The 19569-nt window shown below is 63.4% G+C and carries 21 protein-coding genes, 1 tRNA gene and 6 pseudogenes; 17 read left to right on the top strand and 11 right to left on the bottom strand.

The window, feature by feature from the left end; all coding sequences use genetic code 11:
- Window positions 1–463 (bottom strand): ABC transporter ATP-binding protein (locus YO9_RS0103310; RefSeq protein ID WP_016996231.1); only part of this gene is annotated, 463 nt, incomplete at its 3' end.
- A 174-nt stretch (window positions 464–637) separates the two neighbouring features.
- Here YO9_RS0103310 and upp point away from each other — a divergent pair.
- The 4 genes and pseudogenes from upp to YO9_RS0103295 all read left to right on the top strand — a co-directional run bounded on the left by upp (window position 638) and on the right by YO9_RS0103295 (window position 3039).
- Window positions 638–1272, top strand: a pseudogene (upp, locus tag YO9_RS0103305) (uracil phosphoribosyltransferase).
- Between the two features lie 337 nt (window positions 1273–1609).
- Window positions 1610–1840, top strand: a complete 231-nt coding sequence (locus YO9_RS21290; protein ID WP_223286033.1) for a hypothetical protein — start codon at window positions 1610–1612, stop codon at window positions 1838–1840.
- Window positions 1818–2408, top strand: coding sequence for a winged helix-turn-helix domain-containing protein (locus YO9_RS0103300; RefSeq protein ID WP_016996229.1), 591 nt, complete (start codon window positions 1818–1820; stop codon window positions 2406–2408). The genes YO9_RS21290 and YO9_RS0103300 overlap by 23 nt, the downstream gene beginning before the upstream one ends.
- 110 nt (window positions 2409–2518) lie before the next feature.
- Window positions 2519–3039: pseudogene (locus YO9_RS0103295) on the top strand (SixA phosphatase family protein).
- A gap of 18 nt (window positions 3040–3057) precedes the next feature.
- On the opposite strand, the gene YO9_RS16580 reads toward YO9_RS0103295, so the two are convergent.
- From YO9_RS16580 to YO9_RS0103280, 6 genes and pseudogenes are all read right to left on the bottom strand, one after another.
- Window positions 3058–3378 (bottom strand): SRPBCC domain-containing protein, encoded by a 321-nt coding sequence (locus YO9_RS16580; protein ID WP_016996228.1) that lies wholly within the window; start codon window positions 3376–3378, stop codon window positions 3058–3060.
- The gene (locus YO9_RS16575) at window positions 3339–3548 is read right to left on the bottom strand and encodes a hypothetical protein (protein WP_223286035.1); all 210 of its coding nucleotides are present in this window, start codon (window positions 3546–3548) and stop codon (window positions 3339–3341) included. Before YO9_RS16575 ends, YO9_RS16580 begins: the two co-directional genes overlap by 40 nt.
- Before the next feature lie 94 nt (window positions 3549–3642).
- Window positions 3643–3960, bottom strand: a complete 318-nt coding sequence (locus tag YO9_RS16570) for an excalibur calcium-binding domain-containing protein (protein ID WP_223286032.1) — start codon at window positions 3958–3960, stop codon at window positions 3643–3645.
- Between the two features lie 77 nt (window positions 3961–4037).
- Window positions 4038–4184 (bottom strand): annotated as a pseudogene (locus YO9_RS19605) (GmrSD restriction endonuclease domain-containing protein); the annotation flags it as partial.
- A complete protein-coding gene (locus tag YO9_RS16560; RefSeq protein ID WP_223286031.1) occupies window positions 4181–4672 on the bottom strand; it encodes an HNH endonuclease family protein in 492 nt (163 codons plus the stop codon). The pseudogene YO9_RS19605 and the gene YO9_RS16560, both read right to left, overlap by 4 nt.
- 148 nt (window positions 4673–4820) lie before the next feature.
- A tRNA-Arg gene (locus YO9_RS0103280) sits at window positions 4821–4896 on the bottom strand.
- A gap of 267 nt (window positions 4897–5163) precedes the next feature.
- Here YO9_RS0103280 and YO9_RS0103275 point away from each other — a divergent pair.
- Window positions 5164–7027, top strand: a pseudogene (locus tag YO9_RS0103275) (phosphoenolpyruvate carboxykinase (GTP)).
- Between the two features lie 140 nt (window positions 7028–7167).
- A complete protein-coding gene (locus YO9_RS0103270; protein WP_223286030.1) occupies window positions 7168–8751 on the top strand; it encodes a sugar ABC transporter ATP-binding protein in 1584 nt (527 codons plus the stop codon).
- Window positions 8752–9062: 311 nt separating this feature from the next.
- On the opposite strand, the gene YO9_RS0103265 is transcribed toward YO9_RS0103270, so the two are convergent.
- Window positions 9063–9431 (bottom strand): roadblock/LC7 domain-containing protein, encoded by a 369-nt coding sequence (locus YO9_RS0103265; RefSeq protein WP_016996225.1) that lies wholly within the window; start codon window positions 9429–9431, stop codon window positions 9063–9065.
- 359 nt (window positions 9432–9790) lie between these two features.
- Between YO9_RS0103265 and YO9_RS20505 the strand changes: the two genes are divergently transcribed.
- The 3 genes and pseudogenes from YO9_RS20505 (at window position 9791) to YO9_RS0103255 (ending at window position 11507) form a co-directional block, all read left to right on the top strand.
- Window positions 9791–9916: a hypothetical protein gene (locus YO9_RS20505; protein ID WP_317259728.1), complete on the top strand. Its 126-nt coding sequence runs from the start codon at window positions 9791–9793 to the stop codon at window positions 9914–9916.
- Complete coding sequence (locus YO9_RS0103260) at window positions 9913–10251, top strand: RrF2 family transcriptional regulator (RefSeq protein ID WP_317259727.1); 339 nt, start codon at window positions 9913–9915, stop codon at window positions 10249–10251. Before YO9_RS20505 ends, YO9_RS0103260 begins: the two co-directional genes overlap by 4 nt.
- A 67-nt stretch (window positions 10252–10318) precedes the next feature.
- Window positions 10319–11507: pseudogene (locus YO9_RS0103255) on the top strand (globin domain-containing protein).
- A 97-nt stretch (window positions 11508–11604) separates the two neighbouring features.
- Here the strand turns inward: YO9_RS0103255 and YO9_RS0103250 are convergent.
- A pseudogene (locus YO9_RS0103250) lies at window positions 11605–13013 on the bottom strand (phosphomannomutase/phosphoglucomutase).
- Window positions 13014–13096: 83 nt separating this feature from the next.
- Between YO9_RS0103250 and YO9_RS0103245 the strand changes: the two are divergent.
- From YO9_RS0103245 to YO9_RS0103225, 6 genes are all read left to right on the top strand, one after another.
- Window positions 13097–13594, top strand: a complete 498-nt coding sequence (locus YO9_RS0103245; protein ID WP_223286029.1) for a type I phosphomannose isomerase catalytic subunit — start codon at window positions 13097–13099, stop codon at window positions 13592–13594.
- Window positions 13555–14292 carry a cupin domain-containing protein gene (locus YO9_RS0103240; protein WP_016996222.1) on the top strand — a complete coding sequence of 246 codons (738 nt, stop codon included), beginning with the start codon at window positions 13555–13557 and terminating at the stop codon, window positions 14290–14292. The genes YO9_RS0103245 and YO9_RS0103240 overlap by 40 nt, the downstream gene beginning before the upstream one ends.
- A 139-nt stretch (window positions 14293–14431) precedes the next feature.
- Entirely contained in the window at window positions 14432–14668 is a 237-nt protein-coding gene (locus tag YO9_RS16555; protein ID WP_223286028.1) for a TetR/AcrR family transcriptional regulator, read from the top strand.
- Entirely contained in the window at window positions 14665–14937 is a 273-nt protein-coding gene (locus YO9_RS16550) for a hypothetical protein (RefSeq protein WP_016996220.1), read from the top strand. Before YO9_RS16555 ends, YO9_RS16550 begins: the two co-directional genes overlap by 4 nt.
- A gap of 12 nt (window positions 14938–14949) precedes the next feature.
- Complete coding sequence (locus YO9_RS0103230) at window positions 14950–15516, top strand: hypothetical protein (RefSeq protein ID WP_016996219.1); 567 nt, start codon at window positions 14950–14952, stop codon at window positions 15514–15516.
- 3 nt (window positions 15517–15519) lie between these two features.
- The gene (locus YO9_RS0103225; RefSeq protein WP_016996218.1) at window positions 15520–16182 is read left to right on the top strand and encodes an SDR family oxidoreductase; all 663 of its coding nucleotides are present in this window, start codon (window positions 15520–15522) and stop codon (window positions 16180–16182) included.
- Window positions 16183–16204: 22 nt separating this feature from the next.
- Here the strand turns inward: YO9_RS0103225 and YO9_RS16545 are convergent, their stop codons facing one another.
- Complete coding sequence (locus YO9_RS16545) at window positions 16205–16630, bottom strand: nuclear transport factor 2 family protein (protein WP_223286027.1); 426 nt, start codon at window positions 16628–16630, stop codon at window positions 16205–16207.
- Between the two features lie 20 nt (window positions 16631–16650).
- Window positions 16651–17217 (bottom strand): nuclear transport factor 2 family protein, encoded by a 567-nt coding sequence (locus YO9_RS0103215; RefSeq protein WP_016996216.1) that lies wholly within the window; start codon window positions 17215–17217, stop codon window positions 16651–16653.
- An 83-nt stretch (window positions 17218–17300) separates the two neighbouring features.
- Between YO9_RS0103215 and YO9_RS0103210 the strand changes: the two genes are divergently transcribed.
- Complete coding sequence (locus YO9_RS0103210; protein WP_223286026.1) at window positions 17301–17633, top strand: acylphosphatase; 333 nt, start codon at window positions 17301–17303, stop codon at window positions 17631–17633.
- A 79-nt stretch (window positions 17634–17712) separates the two neighbouring features.
- On the top strand, window positions 17713–19563 hold the full coding sequence (locus YO9_RS0103205; RefSeq protein WP_031272580.1) for a pyruvate kinase: 1851 nt from the start codon (window positions 17713–17715) through the stop codon (window positions 19561–19563).
- Window positions 19564–19569 lie beyond the last annotated feature (6 nt).

Genomic DNA, 19569 nt, shown 5'->3' with positions numbered 1-19569 from the left:
CCACGCGCTGCTTCTGACCACCGGACAAATCCGTTGCCTTGTTGGAGGCCTTGTCCGCCATTTCCAGCTGCTCAAGTGCCTCCATGCCGCGACGCTTGCGTTCTGCAGCGTGGACGCCGGCAATCTTGAGGGGGAGCGTCACGTTTTCCAGAACGGTCTGGTTGGGGGTGAGGAAGAACTGCTGGAACACAAAGCCGAACGCTGAGTTGCGCAGCTCGTTGAGCTGCTTGGCGTCCAGGTTGTTGGTGGGCTGACCCTTGAGGGCCACGACGCCGTGGGTGGGGGCGTCAAGCAGAGCGAGCAAATGCATGAGGGTGGATTTGCCCGAACCGGACTTACCAACAACGGCTACGGATTCGCCCTCGTTGATCTGCAGGTTCACGCCCTTGAGAGCGTCGAACCTGGTTTCCCCTCTGCCATATATCTTGACCAGATTCTCGGTTTCGAGGACCGGAGCCGTCATAAGAGGCTGTTCCTTTCGGGGGCTTCAGCTGATGTACCAGTGCGATTGGTTTCAAGTCTTTCGTATCGACGATAGGCCACGCATCCTACGACGGGTGGAAATTTCACACATGACATCGTGCTGGCCCGGCCCCGCTCAGGGCTGAAATTCGGCGGCCGGTGCTAGTTTGACCGTATGCGAGTCACCGTTTTGGATCACCCCCTGGTAGCCCACAAGCTCAGCGTTCTGCGCGACAAGTCGACACCCTCACCCGTGTTCCGACAATTGGTCGAGGAACTCGTCACGCTGCTCGCGTACGAGGCCACCCGCGAGGTCCGGGTGGAACCCATCACCATTCAGACTCCGGTGGCAGAAACCCAGGGTGTGGGTCTGTCCCGCCCCCGCCCGCTGGTCGTCCCCATTCTTCGCGCGGGCCTGGGCATGCTCGAAGGCATGACCCGGTTGATCCCCACCGCGGAGGTCGGCTTCCTGGGCATGGCCCGGGATGACACAACGCTGGACATCATCACCTATGCGGAGCGACTGCCCGAGGATCTGACCGGTCGTCAGGTGTACGTCCTGGACCCGATGCTGGCGACCGGTGGCACCCTGCGCGAAGCCATCAAGTTCTTGTACCGCCGCGGCGCCGAGCAGATCACCTGCGTGTGCCTCCTGCTGCACCGGAGGGTATTGCCAAGCTCGAAGAAGAACTCGGTGACGCCGAGGTGAACCTGGTGCTGGCTGCCATTGACGAGCGTCTGGACGAGAACGCCTATATCGTGCCCGGCTTGGGAGATGCCGGAGATCGCCTGTACGGAGTGGTGGACTGATACGTCCTTCATCGGGGCATTTCCCAACTTAGTGGTACCGCGCGTCCCGGGTTCTTGACACGGATCGAAAATTCTGATTCATACGCTCAGGCTCCGAATCAAAAACCCGGGAATGCGCGGTTTTCTGCGCTTTTGGGGGAACGGTTGGCCTTGTGTTGCCCTGCTGGCAAGGGCCCTCCAAATGTGATTTGGACTACATTTAAGGCACCCTGTCTCATTATGTGAGAAATGTGCGGCTTTGTTACTTGCCAGTCCGCGTGTTGTCACACACGATGTTGAGTACACCGCTTCCAGGAAACTCACGGATTCGGTGTTTCACGAGGCAGGGGATACTCACATGTCAGGTGCACCGGGCTACGTCCACATTTCTCAGCGGCATCGCATGAGCGCCGCGCAGGCCGTCATGCGTTCGCGGGGGCCACATCGCGTGGCAGGTTCCGTCGAGGACTATCGCACCCTGCGCTCGCTCACCGGAGATCAGTCGCAGGACGCTCGCCTGGAACGCCATTCCGTCACTGAGCAGCAGCCCACCGAGGCTCGCGTTCGTGATCTACGTAGGCGTGGATGAGCAGGCTGCAGCGGATCGCGGTATCAACCTGGTGCAGCTGGTGCAGGACGTGCGCAATCACATCAACCAGCTCGTCCCCGAGTCCGATTCCTATGCTGCCGTCGCGCTCGCTCCGATCAACGCCGAGGGCACCGACCTCGAGGTCGTGCGCAGCGCACTGGGCGATCCCACCTGTGCGGATCCCGTGATCGAGCCCATGGTTCCGTTGCCCACTCCGGCCTCGGGTTCCACCATCGACCACCAGCGCGTAGGCGTGCTGATTGATCTGTCCCGCCGCGAGGTCTTCCTGGACGGTGATCTGCTCAACCTGACGCACCGCGAATTCGAGCTCCTCAACTACCTGGTCGAGAACGGCACCCGCACCGTGGGTCGCCTCGAGCTGCTGGACAACCTCTGGGACGACGCCGAGGAAGTCCCCTCCGAGCGCACCATCGATGTTCACGTGCGTCGCCTGCGGTCGAAGCTCGGCCGCCTGGCCAACACCGTGCGCACCGTGCGCGGTCAGGGTTACCGCTTCTACGACCACCCCGAAGTGGTCGTGTGGGCAGCTCCCGAATACTCGATCTGATTTTTTCGTAGCTTTTCAATCACGACGACGCCGCTCGCTCGCCTCACAAGGGCGACCGGGCGGCGTCAGCGTGGTTAAGGCAGGCGAGGGAGCGTGCCAGACTGGTGGGTATGGCACGCCACGATGTGAAGCACCTGGTGATCATGCGGCACGCGAAGGCGGATTACCCGCCCGGTGCACTGGATCATGACCGTCCCCTGATGCCCCGAGGCGCGAATGACGCCGCCGCGGCGGGGGAGTGGCTTGCGCAGCAGTACACCCCGGACATGATCATGGTGTCCTCCGCGCTGCGGACGCGCCAGACCGTCACGTGGGTGTGCAGTGAACTCGGGGAGAAGGCGCCCACACCGCAGCTGGTGGATGAGCTGTACAACGCTCATGAAACGGCCATCATTGCCGCGATCAATCATGCCCCGGAAACCGTGCGGACGCTGTTGGTGGTCGCGCACATGCCGGTGTGCTGGACACGGTACTGCGCCTGGCATCGCGCGATTCCGATACGGACGCGATGATGGACGTTTCCGGTGGCTTTCCGACGTCGGGAATCGCCGTGCTGGAAGTCCCGGGGGATTGGGCAGAGTTGGACGGTGGCGACGCTCGCTTGGTGGACTTCGAGGTGCCGCGCGGCTGACGATGTTTTATCAGCGGGTCAGCCGAGTTCGGCCTCGTACTCGACCATGAGCGCTTCGTAAGGTGGCCACTCCTTGGTGCTGACCTGACCCGTTTCCACGGTCTCGACCATGCGGTCCAAGTAGTACTCCCAACCCGCGCCCACGTACTTCACTTCCATGCCCGGCGGTAGCGGCATGGCGAACTTCACGTGTGTGCCGCCCTCGGTTTCGGAGAACTGCACGTCAACGGTCCAGATCTGCGCGGGATCCTCATGGAGGTTGTGTACGCGCAGATGGCGGGGTTTATCGCACGCGACGATCACGTACGGTTCCGATCCTGCCTCTTCCTCGAAGGCCATGCTGACCTCCACCTCACCGGACTCCGGGTCTCCGCTCCACGAACCGAACCACAGGCCAGCTGGTCGGACACGGTGAAGGCATCCCACACCTTCTCTATGGGGGCGGGTACATCACGGGTCAGCACGATGTTCTCGGCACCGTCGATGGTTTCCAGGGTTCCAGTGATCACGGGGTGCTCCTCTGTACTGATGGAGGCGGGCTGCCCCCGTTCAGTGATCAGACAACCACTCGGTGGGCGGACTGTCGAGAGCAGCCCCAGGAAATCAGCGGCGAGGCTCGCAGGCCACACCGTCACCGTCGCCGTCCAGACCTGCGCGGTAGCCGGGCTGGCCGGCGTAGAGCGGGGCGGCGCCCGCCGCACGGGCGTCGGCGCACCTTGGGAAATAGACGTCGGCCTGGGCCGGGGGTGCGGGAGGTGCAGGTGCAGGCGGTGCCGGAGCCGGAGGTGCCGGAATGGGAAGGGCCTGCGAGATAGGAGGCTCCACAACCTCGGGTTCGCGAGGGGTCGGCTGAGCGGGGGCGGCCGGTGCCTCAGTAGTTCCGGAACCACGTGAGCGGTGATGAGCGGCTGATCCGGGCACTGGCTGAGCACGTGGTCCATGGCGTGCTTCTCCGCGTCCGTGACCCATAGTTCGTACCGCTGCTTCACCGTGATCTGTCGGGCCACATACTCGCATCGGAATTCTTTGTTCGGCGGCAGCCAGGTGGCGGCGTCACCGTCTCCCTTGGCCGAGTTGCTGGCACCGTCCACGGCCAGGAGGTTCAAAGGGTCATTGGCGAATTCCTCGCGCTGGTCGGGGCTCAGATTCTGGGCACCCTTCTGCCATGCGTCGGACAGGCCACCACGTGATCGATCTGCACGTCCGCGCTGGTCTGCGCGCCGGACACGAAGTCCACGTGGGCAGCGGTGAAGGGGCTGGTCAGATTGCCGGACAGCACCTTGCATCCCTGGGTTCCCGTAGCCACGGCCACGTTCGTGAGATCACGACGCAGGATGTCATTGCGTGTGTCGCAACCATTACGGTCCGTGTCAGCCCAGCGCACGCCGAACTGCTCCCGCGAGTAATCGGTCTTGGGGGCGCGTCCCTTCACGGGCAGCTCGCCCAGCGCAGCACGAGCGGGACTCTGATTCGCCTCGCTGTTTTCGGCCTCGGCCTCGGGATCTCCGACGGCGTGGGTTCGCTGGGCTCGGGAACGGGCGCGGGCGGCGTCGTACTCGAGACCGCCGACGACGTCGCCTCGCTCGTAGCCGCCGACGGGCCAGGGGAAGGCGGTGCATCCACGGGGGCGCAACCAGCGAGGACCCCGATCAATGCGAGAGCCGCGAGCGCTGTGGAGCGCAAGGAGGAGCGAGGGGAAGCAGCCACGAGAAGAACACCTAAGCAGTGGGGGAAGGCAAGCAAAAAGCTCCGCATCGAAACCGATACGGAGCTTTTCCACTTGGTGCGCCCGGAGGGATTCGAACCCCCAACCTTCTGATCCGTAGTCAGATGCTCTATCCGTTGAGCTACGGGCGCATTTGCAACAACCGATGTGCTCGGCTGCAACGGGTAATAACTTACACCGGTCCTGCCCAAGTGCAAAATTCGATACGCCTGCTACCGGTGTGATGTAACCCTCAACGGGACACGGCCTGGCCGCGATAGACTCTGGAGACACGCAAAACCCTGCCGGAGCTAGTCCCCCGGGATCAGATCCAACGATGTCGTTGAGAGCCTGATCGACGGGCAGCAGCATCGCCGACCATGGGCGCGGCAAGACGGCCTCAACGAGGAGACATGTCAATGGCTGACAACACCACTGCAAGCACCGAATCGACCGGACTCAATCAGGCTGTGCGTGAAGCGCTCGACAACGCACCCACCACGCACCCGCGACTGTTGGAGTGGGTCCGCGAGATGGCGGAAATGACCCAGCCGGACGCCATTCACTGGGCCGATGGTTCCGAAGAAGAGTGGAACAAGCTCACCACCGAGCTCGTGGACGCCGGCACCTTCGTTCGTTTGAACGAGGAGAAGTTCCCCAACTCCTTCGCCGCCTTCTCCGATCCGGATGATGTGGCCCGTGTCGAGGAACGCACCTTCATCTGCACCAAGACGCCCAAGGGCGCCGGTCCCACCAACAACTGGGAAGACCCCGCCGTCATGAAGGAAACCCTGGTGAAGAAGTTCACCGGTTCCATGCGCGGTCGCACCATGTACGTGATTCCGTTCGTCATGGGCAGCCTGGATGCCGAGGACCCCAAGTACGGCGTGGAGATCACCGACTCCGCCTACGTCGTGTGCTCCATGCGCATCATGGCCACCATCGGCACCCCGGTGCTGGACAAGATGACTCGCGACAACGCCTTCTTCGTGGAGGCACTGCACTCCCTGGGTGCTCCGCTCGAGCCGGGCGAGGAAGACGTCCCCTGGCCCTGCAACACCACCAAGTACATCGTGCAGTTCCCCGAGGACCGCGCCATCTGGTCCTTCGGCTCCGGCTACGGCGGCAACGCGCTGCTCGGCAAGAAGTGCTACGCGCTGCGCATCGCTTCCGCGATTGCTCACGACGAGGGCTGGCTGGCCGAGCACATGCTCATCCTCAAGGTCACCGATCCCGAGGGCGATTCCCGCTACATTGCTGCGGCGTTCCCGTCGCTTGCGGTAAGACCAACTTCGCCATGCTTGAGCCCACCATCGACGGCTGGAAGGCCGAGATGGTCGGCGACGACATCTCCTGGATCCGCTTCGGTAAGGACGGCCAGGCTCGCGTGGTCAACCCCGAGGCCGGCCTGTTCGGTGTGGCACCGGGCACCGGTTGGTCCACCAACCCCAACGCCATGCGCGGTGTGCACGCGGTAACACCATCTTCACCAACGTGGCACTCACCGATGACGGCGGCGTGTGGTGGGAAGGCATGACCGACGAGGTTCCCGAGCACCTGACCGACTGGAAGGGCAACGACTGGACTCCGGAGTCCGGCCGCCCGGCCGCGCACCCGAACTCCCGTTTCTGCACTCCCATCAAGCAGGTCGACATCCTGGCCGAGGAGTACGACGATCCCGAAGGCGTGCCGCTGTCGGCCATCATCTTCGGTGGTCGCCGCAAGACCACTGTTCCCCTGGTGTCCGAGTCCTTCGGCTGGGAGCACGGTGTCTTCCAGGGCGCCACGTTGTCCTCTGAGACCACCGCAGCCGCCAAGGGTGCCGTGGGCGTGGTGCGCCGCGACCCCATGGCCATGCTTCCGTTCATCGGCTACAACGCCAATGACTACCTGGAGCACTGGCTGGACACCGGCGCACGCGTTGGCGAGGACGCCATGCCCAAGATCTACTACGTGAACTGGTTCCGTCGCACCGCAGACGGTGGCTTCGCGTGGCCCGGCTTCGGCGAGAACTCGCGCGTGGTCAAGTGGATCGTTGAGCGCCTCAAGGGAACTGCCGGCGGTCAGGAAACTCCCGTGGGCATCGTTCCCACCAAGGAGGATCTGGACCTGAGCGGCCTGGAGATCTCCGACGAAGAGCTCAACGCCGCCCTGCGCGTCGACAAGGACGAGTGGCTTGGTGAGCTGCCCGGTATCGACGAGTGGTTCCACAAGCTCGGTGACGTTCCGGAGGTCATCCTGGAACAGCGCGCCGGCTTGGAGGAGCGCCTCAAGAGCTCCTGACCTGCTCGGACACGCCCTAACGGGAAGTGTCCCCATATGTAGTGACGCCGTGCACGCTATTCATGACATGAGTGGCGTGCACGGCGTTTCCATGTGTGTTTTAGTTAGCTACTGTGCGGTCCGTTCGGGGAAACTCCGTTATGGAAAAAGATGAGACCGCGCGGAATAGCAGGGGAGAGGCTGTCCTTGGAAAACATTTTGCAGGTCACCGGTCTGACCAAGAATCACGCTCATTTACGAGCCTGAAGGGTATCGATCTCACGGTGGGGGCCGGAGAGATTGTTGGCCTGGTAGGGGAAAACGGCGCGGGTAAATCCACTCTGATTTCATTGCTTGCCGGGCTCGCGCGCCCTAACGGCGGCACCATGACCCTGTGTGGGGACAACTTTGCCCCACAGAATGAACAGGACGCCCGGGCTGCGGGCGTGGGTGCCGTGCAGCAGCGCTTCGCGATGAACGGTTCCCTGACGGTGGCCGAAGCCATCGCGGGGTTCGAACGAGGAGCCCACGGAGACCGTGAAGCGCTGTTGGAGCGCGCACGAGAAGTGCTGCGGGACTCCGGGGCGGATCTGGACCCCGAGGCCCACATTTCCTCTCTGATGCGCGCTGAGAAGGCGCTGGTAGAGGTGCTGCGGGTTCGTATGGAAGACCCTCATTTGGTGCTCATGGACGAGGTTGCCGCCACGTTCAACGACCACGAGGTGGCCACGGTTCACGCAATCACGCGTCAGCTGGCTAGCCAGGGCCGCGGCGTCATTTACATCACGCATCGAATCGACGAGGTGCGCTCCTTGGCCGATCGCATCGTGGTCATGCGCGAGGGCGCGATCAAGGAAGAATTCGTGCCCCGTGAAGTGGGTGCCGATCAGATCGTGTTCTCCATGCTGGAACGTGAGCTCCCCGAGCGGGATCGACCGGGCGGTCATGATCATGAGGATGAAGCACTCTCCGTCCGTGGCCTGAGCACCGACAGCGGCCTGAACGGCGTGGACCTCACCCTCAAGCGCGGAGAGGTCCTGGGCCTCACGGGGCTTCGCCGAGCCGGCATGAACGAGCTGGTCGGTGCTCTGGTGGGTGTTCACCCCGGTTCGTACGACCAGCTTCAGGTGTCCGGCAAGGACGTAAAGATCAATTCGGCCCAGGATGCCGTGGAGCTCGGCATCGGTTACCTGTCCGACAACGACGACGAATTGAACGAAGCCCACGAGGAGTCCGTGGCCCGCAGGCTCCGCAATGACGACCCGGACCCGGACGCCGGATTCATTCGTGAGGTCACCGCGCTGCGCGAAGTGGTCGCCCAGGTGAAGGCCCTGCACATCAAGACCCATGACATTCAGGGTCAGGTGGGCAAGCTGTCCGGCGGTGATCAGCAGAAGATTGCGCTGGCCCGCTGGATGACCACCGACTGCGACATCCTGATCCTGAACCACCCCACGCGCGGCATCGATATCGGCGCTAAGGGCGACATCTACGAGATGCTCACGGACCTGACGTCCAAGGGCACGTCAGTACTGCTGATCTCCTCGGAGATGTCCGAGCTGCTCCAGTGGTGCCACCGGATCCTGGTCATGCGCGACGGGCAGATCGTCAGCGAACAGTTCAACGACCAAGCCACCGAGGACACCTTGATGGCGGCCGTGACGGGCGAGGAGTTGCCCGCGCGAGCGGTGCGCAAACGGCGCGTTGCCCAGGACGTCCCGCAGGAGACTCCCGCTCACGACTGACGTTAGGGCGGTACCTGGCGTCCGGTGGCCGACGCCGCCGCCTCACGTCGGTTCTGTCGCGTCACCTCGCACCTAGAGGGCCGCTAGAACCCTCCCATGCATCTGGTGGGCCAAGAGGGCCTCAACTCGCTGCTGGAAGGGTTCTAAAGGTACCTGACGTGTGTTGCGGGGTCCTCCGTGCGCTTCACGATCTTCACGCTGCTCACCAAGACACAAACAAAAAAGAACTGCGGCCCGTACTTGTCAGTACGGGCCGCAGTCGTGTGAACGGTCCGGGTGGATAATCCCGGGTTCACCAATTCTGGGGTGGATCAGATAGCAACGCGCTTGGACACGGTGTTCAGCTTGTGACGAGCGAGTGCGAGGTTCGCGGTGTTGCGGTCGAGTACGAGGTAGACGAACAGGCCGCTGGTCTCCTCGGTGTTGAGCACGTTGATCAGGTGGTACTGGCTCTCGAGGGTGATCATGATGTCCTCGATCTCGCCGCGAAGGTTGATGTCCTTCATGGTGCGCAGCTTGGCGCGGACCACGTTGGAGTTACCGGCTGCGGCAACATTGAGGTCGAAGCCGGGGTTGCCGCCGGAGGCCAGTGCCATGCCGCTGGAAATATCCACCACGGCGGCGCCGGTGGCGCCCTCGATGCTCAACAGTTCCTGAATGGAGTTGTCCAACTGGGACATATCGATTGTCTCCCTACTAGATGTTTGTGGTGCGTCGACAGGCGTTTGGATAGGCCGGTCTTCGACACGTGTCTTGCGAGAAGGCCACAGTGAAAAGGCCATGACCTGAATCCCCCTACTGAATTGGTTCCAGCCTGCTGTCGCACCCCTGGACCCCCAAGCCCGGGGGGTTGCAGCTTTTCCAGTATACGAGCGGGTAACAGGGCCGCCCAGGGAAAAACACAAGTGTGGACCATAGTGCAATGAGGTGTCAGCTAAATGGGGGACGACTCGACGAACGGGAATTTTCCGCAGTAAGTAACAGTTATTCCTAGGTTGGCAGCGTTTAATGAATCCGTAACCACTGAAGGGGCCGAATCGTGAAGCTGACCGCTTTTTCTGACATCGCCCTGCGGGTGCTCCTCCTGATGGGCGGACTGCCTGAGGGCACTCTGCTGTCCACTCAGCGCATTGCTGAGGGTGTCGGGCCCCCTATCACCACGTGACCAAGACCGTGGCCAAGCTGCGCTCCATGGGTTTGCTCGCCTCCCAGCGCGGTCGCGCCGGCGGCGTGAGTCTCACCGAATCTGGACTCGCTGCGAGTCTGGGTTCCGTGCTGCGGGAACTCGAGGCCAATACCGCCATTGTCGAGTGCGAGGCGGATGAGGCGTCCTGCCCGCTCAACCACGGATGCAAGCTTCGCGCGGCGCTTGCTCGGGCCCGGGAAGCCTTCTACTGCGAACTGGATGCCGTGACCATCGCCGATCTCGTCAATGAACGTCAGGCCGGCAGGGTGGCGGTCACTATCGGCCTGGCCCCGCCGAGCGATGCCCTGGTGTGAGAGCTACATAACTTGTATCTGAGCTGCTAGATTGCATAGCGCAAGGTTTCCAACCTGAGGAGCAGCCGTGCTGTCTGAGAAGTCTCGTCCCGTTATTGAGCAAACCATTGGTGTCATCGCCGAACGGATCCCCGCGATCACCCCTGAGTTCTACAAGTCCATGTTCAACGCCCGTCCCGATTTGCTGGACGGCATGTTCAGCCGCTCCAACCAGAAGAACGGCACGCAGCCGCAGGCTCTGGCTGGCTCCATTGCGGCCTTCGCCTCTCACCTGCTGAATAATCCGGACTCCTATCCGGATGAGGTGCTCTCCCGCGTGGCTCACAAACACGCGTCCCTGGGCTTGCTGCCCGAGGAGTACCCCACCGTTCACGAGCACCTGTTCGGCGCCATCGCCGCTGATCTGGGCGACGCCGCTACTCCCGAGGTCGTGGCCGCATGGGACGAGGTCTACTGGCTCATGGCGGATGCCTGATCAAGCTCGAGAAGGGCCTCTACGGTCAGCAGGCCAATGACGTGATGTTCGCGCCGTTCACGCTGATCTCCAAGGAGGACATCGCTGAGGGCGTGGTTGCGTTCGAGTTCGAACCCGCGGATGACACCCCGCTGACCCGCTCGATCCCCGGTCAGTACGTGACCATTCAGGTCAAGGTGAAGGACGGCATCCGCCAGCCCCGCCAGTTCACCCTGGTTCCTTCGCAGGAGGGCCACCGCCGAGTGGTGATCCGCAAGGATCCGCAGGGTGAGGTCACGCCCATCCTGCACGAGGACATCAACGTGGGCGATGTCCTGGAGATCTCCAACCCTTACGGTGACGTGGTCCTGGACGAGGGGCACGGCGCGCTCGTGCTGGGCTCCGCCGGCATCGGCACCACTCCGATCGTCGCGTTCTTGGACCGATTGGCCAAAGAGGGTTCCCAGCGCAAGGTCACCGTGCTGCACGCGGACCATTCCAAGGATCGCTGGCCGGGTCGCCAGATCATGGAGCGTCTTGTGGACAGCCTGCCCAACGGTCGGATGATCACGTGGATGGAGACCCCCGGGGATGGCGATTACGAGGGTTTCATGAACATTTCGGAGGTGGACCTGGACTTCGATCAGGACACCACCGCGTTCATGTGCGGCCCCCTGCCTTCATGAAGGGTCTGCGCTCGCAGCTCATCGAAAAGGGTGTCCCGGGCCGAAACATCCACTACGAAATTTTCGGCCCCGACCAGTGGATGCTCCACGACGAGGCCCGCAAGGCCGATTCCTGAGCCTCACCTCGTTGTTCTGACACCGAGCATCACGTACGACGGCGCCGCACGAGAATTCTCGTGCGCGCCGTCGGCGTCTCGACAGTGGGTGCGGACGTCAGCCCTGGCGCACCAGGCCCAGCACGGTGTCCCGCACGCGCTCCATGGTGGCCGTGTCCGGCGCCTCCACGTTCAGGCGCAGAAACGGCTCGGTGTTGGACGGGCGCAGGTTGAACCACCAGCTTCGCCCGGGTGGGTGAAGGTGGTGCCGTCCATGTCCTCGACCGTGACGGCCGGATCCTGTTCGGCGAAGTGAGCCCGCACGCGATCCACGGCGGCCGCCTTGTCCTCGATTTCCGAGTTAATCTCCCCGGAGGCTACGTACGGGTCGTAGCGTTCCATCAGATCGCTGAGCGTGCCCTGCTGCTCGCCGAGGGCCGCCAGCACGTGCATGGCCGCGAGCATTCCGGTGTCCGCGTTGTAGAAGTCCTTGAAGTAGTAGTGCGCGGAGTGCTCGCCGCCGAACACCGCCTTCTCGGAAGCCATCACGGCCTTGATGAAGGAGTGGCCCACGCGGGTTCGCACGGCGCGGCCACCGCTGGCCTCCACGAGCTCCGGCACGGCCTTGGACGTGATCAGGTTGTGAATGACCACGGGCTGCTCGTTGCCTTCCGCCTGGGCCCGGGCGATTTCGCGCTCGGCCACGATGGCGGCAATGGCCGACGGCGAGACGGGCTCGCCGCGCTCGTCCACCACGAAGCAGCGATCAGCGTCCCCGTCGAAGGCCAATCCGATATCCGCACCGTGCTCGCGCACCGCGGCCTGCAGGTCGACCAGGTTGGCGGGCTCGAGCGGGTTAGCGGGGTGGTTGGGGAACGTGCCGTCCAATTCGAAGTACAGGGGCACGATTTCCAGGGGAAGCGCCTCAAGCTCGGCATCGCCGAGGACGGCGGGCGTGGTGAGACCGGCCATGCCGTTGCCGGCGTCCACGACCACCTTGAGCGGGCGGATCCCGCTGAGGTCGACCAGTTCACGCAAGTAGCGAGCGTAATCGGCGAGCACGTCCCGGCTGGATGCGGTTCCCTGCTGCTCCGCCTGCGGGATGTCGCCCGAATCCAGGTACTGCTGGGCGAGGTCGCGAATCTCGAACAGCCCGGTCTCCGAGGACACCGGGACAGCGCCGGCCATGGACATCTTGATGCCGTTGTAGGCCGCGGGGTTGTGGCTTGCGGTGAACGTCACGCCGGCGCAATTGAGCGTGCCGCACGCGAAGTACAACTCATCGGTGGAGATGTTGCCGATCTTGATCACATCCGCGCCGCGCATCATGGCACCTTGTGCGAATGCGTCAATGAATTCCGGGGACGAGGGGCGCATGTCGCCGCCCACGGCCACGGTGGTGCCGGCCAGACCGAGCACGTCCACGTAGGCCGCTCCGGTGGCTCGCACGCTGTCCGTAGTGATGGTGGAGCCCACAATGCCGCGCACGTCGTAGGCCTTGAACGAGGAAGAAAGATCTATGGTCACAAGGCCGAATTCTACGTGAGGAGGGCGAAAGAGCGGACGAAGCCCTCACGAATCCTCAAGCGCGCTGTGGTTGGATGATCTGCATGGCAGAGTTCTTTCGGATGGACAATCCGATTCAGAATTACGCGTGGGGCTCACGATCGGTTTTGGCCACCATGCAGGGTAGGCCTGTCCCCAGCGACCAGCCGGAGGCCGAACTGTGGATGGGAGCGCATCCGAGCGCGCCTTCCCACATTGACATGGGAGAACGGGCCAAGAGCCTGGCGGAAGTTCTGCCCGATCTGCCGTTCTTGCTGAAAATTCTGGCCATCGCGGCACCCTTATCGATCCAGGTGCACCCCTCGACCCGGCAGGCACAGGCCGGCTTTGCGCGGGACAATGATCGACAGGTTCCGCTGGATTCCCCGAGTCGTAACTACAAGGACGACCGCGCCAAGCCGGAAACTGTGGTTGCGCTCACCAGCATGTGGCTTCTCGCGGGGCAGCAAACCGGAGCGGAACTGCGTGAACTTGCTCACGAACTTCGCCTGGACTGGCTCGCGTGGGCTGCCAACCAACCCTCAGCCTGCGTGCCGCGCTGACCCTCTCTGACGAGCATGCCGCGGACTCCATTCGCGCCTGTGTGGATGCGGCGGCGCGGCTGCGGGGGACCCGGTTGGCGCACCTGCCCGAAGCCGATGACGACTTTGTGACACTGTGCCCCAAGGCCACCCAGCTGGAGCGGGCGGTTTACCTCATCGATTTGCTCAATCATCACTACCCGGGGGACCCCGGGATGCTCGTGGCCCTGTGCATGAATCTGGTCCACCTGTACCCGGGGCAGGCCATGCACACCCCTCCCCAGCAGTTGCACGCCTATGTATCCGGGACCGCCGTGGAGATCATGGGCTGTTCGGACAACGTTTTGCGTGCGGGCCTGACCGAGAAACACATGGACGTGCCCGAGCTGCTGTCCGTCCTGGCGCCGCAGCAAACTCCGATCGAGATCATGGACCCTGACTTCAGCCCGGACGGCTCGGTCGACTACCCCCTGTGGGATGCCAGCTTGAGCCTGGTCGCGTTCCAAGTGCATCGCAAACATGCGGTTCGCCGCCGCATCAGAGGCACCTCCGTGGTGCTCGTGGCCGAGGGCGGAGTGACCGCCAGGATTCCCGAATCGGAGGGTCAGGCCCACGAAATCTCTGCGGGACATTCGCTTCTGTACTCCGGTGAACCCGGGTCGGTCGAGTTCGACGGCGAGGGTCTGGTGTTCGTGGTCACCGGTGATATGACGCCATAATCCGGGAGATTCCACCCCTTGAGGGGTGCTCGGGAGTCAGGGGATGCCGTTAAATGGGAAGTAGGCGTACTATTTAACTTCTCATCGGATTTTGGAGACTCCCATGGATCGACGAATAGAACGAACGCGAAGAGCGGTGGTGGACGCCACGGTCGATCTTGTCGCCCGCCGCGGATCGCACGTGGGCATGACAGAAATCGCGCAGGCCGCGGGCGTCAGCCGCAAGGCCGTGTACGAGAATTTCGGGTCGCGCGACCAGGTCCTGCTGCAAACCACCGTGAACCTGTTGCGCGCCGAGCTGTCCCTGAAGAGCGCCACCCTCAGCGGCGAGGGTGATGTTCTGGAACGTCTTGCGCACACCGTGCCGATCATATGATCGAGTACAGGGACTATTACACCGCTGTGCTCTCCGGCCCCGGCGGTTACCTGGCCGGCAACGCACTGGTGGTGCAGCTGGCCGCCGCGTGCCGCCACCTACGTAACGAGCAACACCAGCCCAGCACCTCCAACCTGCAGGACCGGTTCATGATTCACGGTCTGTTGGGAGTGCTGACAGAAGCGCTGGTGGAACACGACAGCGCCGACCTGCACGCCGTGGTGACACGGTTGTACAAAGAAATGGCGGCGCCCAACGGACACTCATAGAGAGGACACGCCATGGCACAGGAATACAGACTCACGGGAGCCGACCGCCCCAACGTTCCTATTCCGTCACTGGCGTGGGTCGACAAAGTCTGGAAGCGACGCCTGGCAGTGGTAGGGGCCGTTGCACTGATCGCGGGAATCGCGGGAGTGCTGTTCAACGATCTATTGGACCGAACGGGACTCTTTGATACCGCCTGGCAATGGCCGGTGCTCCTGGCAGGGGCCGTGGCCTCTCTGGGCGGGGTGATCCTCTCATTCATGCGCGTGGACCAGGTGCCCCGCGTGGGAATGATGGAAGAACGTTCCGCCGGATCCAAGGGGGTACGAGCGAGCGCCCGCACCGGTCGTTTGCCCCGGGACAGCGCCCATCTGAGGGTGCAGGACTACATGGCCGTGGAAATGGTGCAGTACGGCTGGCCAATGATTCCGGCCCTAGTGGGAATGATCTTGGTACTCATCGCGCTATGGACAGTGGCACCCGCCGTGGTCGTCGCCCTCCTGCTCGTAGCAGTGTGGGCCGCCATCCGAATCAACGGAACAGCCACGGCACGGAAGTACTACCGTCTACGGAAGGACTAACCCATGTCGGACATCATGATCATCGGCGGCCACGGAAAGGTGGCCCTCCAGCTCAGCCAGATTCTGACGGGCGAAGGGCATCGTGTGAACTCGGTGATCCGTTCCGAATCGCAGGTCCAGGACGTTGAAGACACGGGCGCGAACGCTGTTGTGGCGGACGTACAGACCCTCGACACGGATGGCCTCACCGAACTTCTCAACGGCCAGGACGCCGTCGTGTGGTCCGCCGGCGCAGGTGGCGGTGACCCCGAGCGCACCTACGCGGTGGACCGCGACGCCGCCATTCGCTCCATGGATGCCGCGCAGGCCGCCGGCGTGGATCGCTACGTAATGGTCTCCTACATCGGCGCGGGCCAGGACCACGGGATCCCCGAGGACGATCCGTTCTACGCATACGCCCAGTCCAAGGCGGATGCGGACGATCACCTGCGCGCCAGCTCGCTCAAGTGGACCATCCTGGGTCCGGGCACGCTCACGGACGAAGAGACCACCGGCATGATCACCACCGAGCCCGGCCAGGACGACGGCGCCGCCAACACGGCGCGCGGAAATGTCGCCTTGGTCGCTGCGGCAGCTCTCTCCGCTCCCGACACCACGGTCGGACGGAAGATCGACTTCGCGGATGGTGACACGGTGATCACCGAGGCGTTGGCAGACCTCTCCTAGGAGGTAGCCGCCAGAAAATCCTTCATCTGCAGGTCGCGCTGGGAGGGGCCCCGGGGTCGTTCTCCCAGCGTTGGCCTCGGGACACCCGGCGCTGGAAGATCCGCCACCCCTGGTCGGTGCGGATCCATTCGTCCAGGTAATCGCCAGAGGCCAGTGACCCGTCATGCCGCACGATGAAGTATTTACTCCATGATCGCGCGCGTTCCCTGCCGTCCGAATCGGCGGGGAGCCGCGCGATCACCGTATCCGTGGTGAAGTGCGGGTGGTACGGGGTGACCCGTTCAATCCGCTCGGAGATCTCGTCACGGGAGGCCGTGTAGTTGCCGGGCGAGCCGAACCGCGCATCGGCGGTGAAAATGCTGGGCAGCCGGTCCCAATCGCGATTGTCGATGCAATGCGCGTACCGAGCCAAAGTGTCGTGGATCTGTACGGCGTCTTCGGAGCTCACGTGTTCCCACCGGGAGCGGTTCATCGGGTCTGCCCGCCGTTACCGTGATCGTCGGTGGCTGCAGCTCCTTGCTGGGCTCTGAGGATGGCCTCGTCGAAATGCATGAACGTGTAGGGACCTGGCACGTAACCACCGCCCTGACGTTGCGGTTCGCGCAGCATATTGCGCGCGTGAACCACGCGGCGTGAGATGCGCCAGCCAACGGGTGTGCGAACCACAGTGTCCACGGCATCTGCACCGACCGCCCGCTGATCGAAGGACACCATGATCAAGCGGCTCCACGTCACTGCGGTGTCCTGGTCGATGGGCTCGATCACGGTGTTGAGTACGTGCACGCTGCCGTACTGCGCCAACTGTGAAAGTTCGTAGCCCTGCCGGATTCCCGCGGGCCCGGGCAGCGTCATGGTGGGCGCCAGGTCCGCCACGGATTCAGGGGCGTCGGTCTTGGGGGACAGGAATTCCACGTCCTCGGTGACCGCGCCCGCCAGGTGATCCCATTCGCGGTTGTCGACCACGTGGGACAGGAAATGCAGGGTCTCCAGGATCTCCAGCCGGTCCTGAGCGCTGAGTACGGTGTCTTCGGACATGGGGCGGAGCGTCCTTTCGCGGGGTCTGTGGAACATCAGCAATGTGTTCTTTCAGAAGTATCTCCTAATCTGGGCCTATGGAGATGCCATCACTGCACCCGCGCCCCTCGGACGGTCGCGAACGCGAAGAACTTGACCTGAACGAGTCCCTGTCCATGACCGCCGTGATTCACGGCACCGTGCAAGGTGTGGGGTTCCGCTACTGGGCCTGGCGTCATGCGGAGAAGTTGGGGCTGGTGGGCCACGCGACCAATAATTCGGACGGCACCGTAACGATCGAGGTGGAAGGCCCACGGTGGGCCTTGCAGGAGCTCCTCAAATCACTGAACTCGAGTGATACGCCGGGAGTCGTGATGACCGTGGATGCGCACTACGGGCCCGTCACCGGACAATTCAGTGAGTTCTCCCGGCACTGATCGGCATCCTGTTCACCTCGCGTAAATCTGTCGTTACTACGGTGGTCGAACACCATTGGACCAGGGGGTTGAAACGATCATGAGCCAAGTGCCGGACCACGTACTCCAGCAGCGCCGAGACACGGCGTCGCACGCCATGGACACGGTGGAGGAACTGTTCCGCGTGGTCAGAACCGCGCGGTCCGCGCAGTTGGAACGGATCAACCGGGTGCAGCCCCGGCACCGCTGGTCCGCGGTGAATCTGGTCGATTACACCGCTGTCCGCAGCCAGGACGTCCGGCAATTGCAGGCGGACCTCTCGGACCTCGGTCTCTCGTCACTGGGCCGCATGGAGGCCGGTGTGGAGGACCATCTCAAGGCGGTGCTGTTGAGCCTGGCCGCCATCGCGGGGCGGTCCGAACCCAATTTGGACATGCTGGATGTGGGCATCGACCCCGGTGAAGATCACGGCACCGGCCAGGAAGTCCTGGAGCGCAACTCGGTGCAGTTGCTCGGCAACAGCCCCGCGGATCGCGAAACGCGCATCATGGTCACTTTGCCTTCCGAGGCCGCCAACGACGCCGCTCTGGTCCGCGAGATGGTGGCCGCCGGAATGAACGTGGCGCGCGTGAACTGCGCGCACGACGGCCCCGAAGAATGGGCGCGGATGATCGATCACGTGCGCGCGGCGGCGTCGGACTTGGACAAGGACCTGCGCGTCTCCATGGACCTGGGCGGCCCCAAGGTGCGGACCGGTCCCATCGAGCCGGGGCCGCGGGTCGAGAAGATCAAACCCGAGCGCGACGCCACGGGACATGTCACCGAGCGAGCCCGGCTCTGGTTGGGGCAATCGCCGCACGACGACCTGATCCCGTCCGTGCCCGTGAACCCGGAAACGTGGCTGAAGGAACGCACGGTGGGGGAGCGGATCCGGCTCCGGGACGCTCGTGACTCGGGCCGGTCCTTGCGAGTGGTGGCCGTGGAGGACGGCGGTGTGCTGGTGGAATTCTCCAAGACCGTCTATTTCGCCACCGACTTGGTGCTCAAGGCCGGCAACGGCGACGAAGCAACCCTGGGTGAGCTTCCGGAAACCGAACAGGCGCTGCGCCTGAATATCGGGGACACCCTGCGTCTGGTGCGCAGCCTGGAACCGGTGCCTGCGGTGACTAAGTCCCCGTTCACGATCGGCTGCACCCTGCCCGAGGCCTTCGAACACGTGGAACCGGGGGACCGGGTCTGGCTCGACGACGGCAAGATCGGCGGCGTGGTGCGCACCGTGACCCCGGACAGTATGGACATCGAGGTCCTGCACACCGGGCCCAATGGCTCCAACCTCAAGGCCGAGAAGGGCATCAACTTCCCGGACACCGATCTGCAGATCCGTTCCCTGACCGCTCAGGACCGCAAGGACCTGGAGTTCGTGGCGCGGCACGCGGACATCGTGAACATGTCGTTCGTGCGCACCCGCACGGACGTCACGGACCTGCTGGACGAACTCACTCGCTTGGACGCCACCGAGGTGGATGTGACCCTCAAGATCGAGACGGTGGGCGGGTTCGAGCAGTTGCCGCAGATGCTGTTGGAGGTCATGCGCTGGAAGGACGCCGGGGTCATGATCGCCCGCGGCGACCTGGCGGTGGAGACCGGTTTCGAGCGTCTCGCGGAAGTTCAGCAGGAGATCCTGTGGCTGTGCGAGGCCGCCCACGTTCCGGTCATCTGGGCCACCCAGGTGCTCGAGAGCCTGGCCAAGAAGGGGATCCCTTCCCGCGCGGAGGTCACGGATGCCGCCGAGGGGCAACGGGCGGAGTGCGTGATGCTCAACAAGGGCCCGTTCATCATCGAAACCATCGAGGCGCTGTCCTCGATCCTGGGGCGGATGTCGGGTCACGCGATCAAGAAAACGGATCTGCTGCGCAAACTGCACGCGTGGGACGAGTTCGCGAGCGCGTAGCCGACC

It is taken from the genome of Kocuria atrinae C3-8, from assembly GCF_000286355.1.
Lineage (GTDB): Bacteria > Actinomycetota > Actinomycetes > Actinomycetales > Micrococcaceae > Kocuria > Kocuria atrinae_A.
Note: the sequence above shows the minus strand (reverse complement) of the source record. Positions and strands in the feature narration are given on the sequence as shown.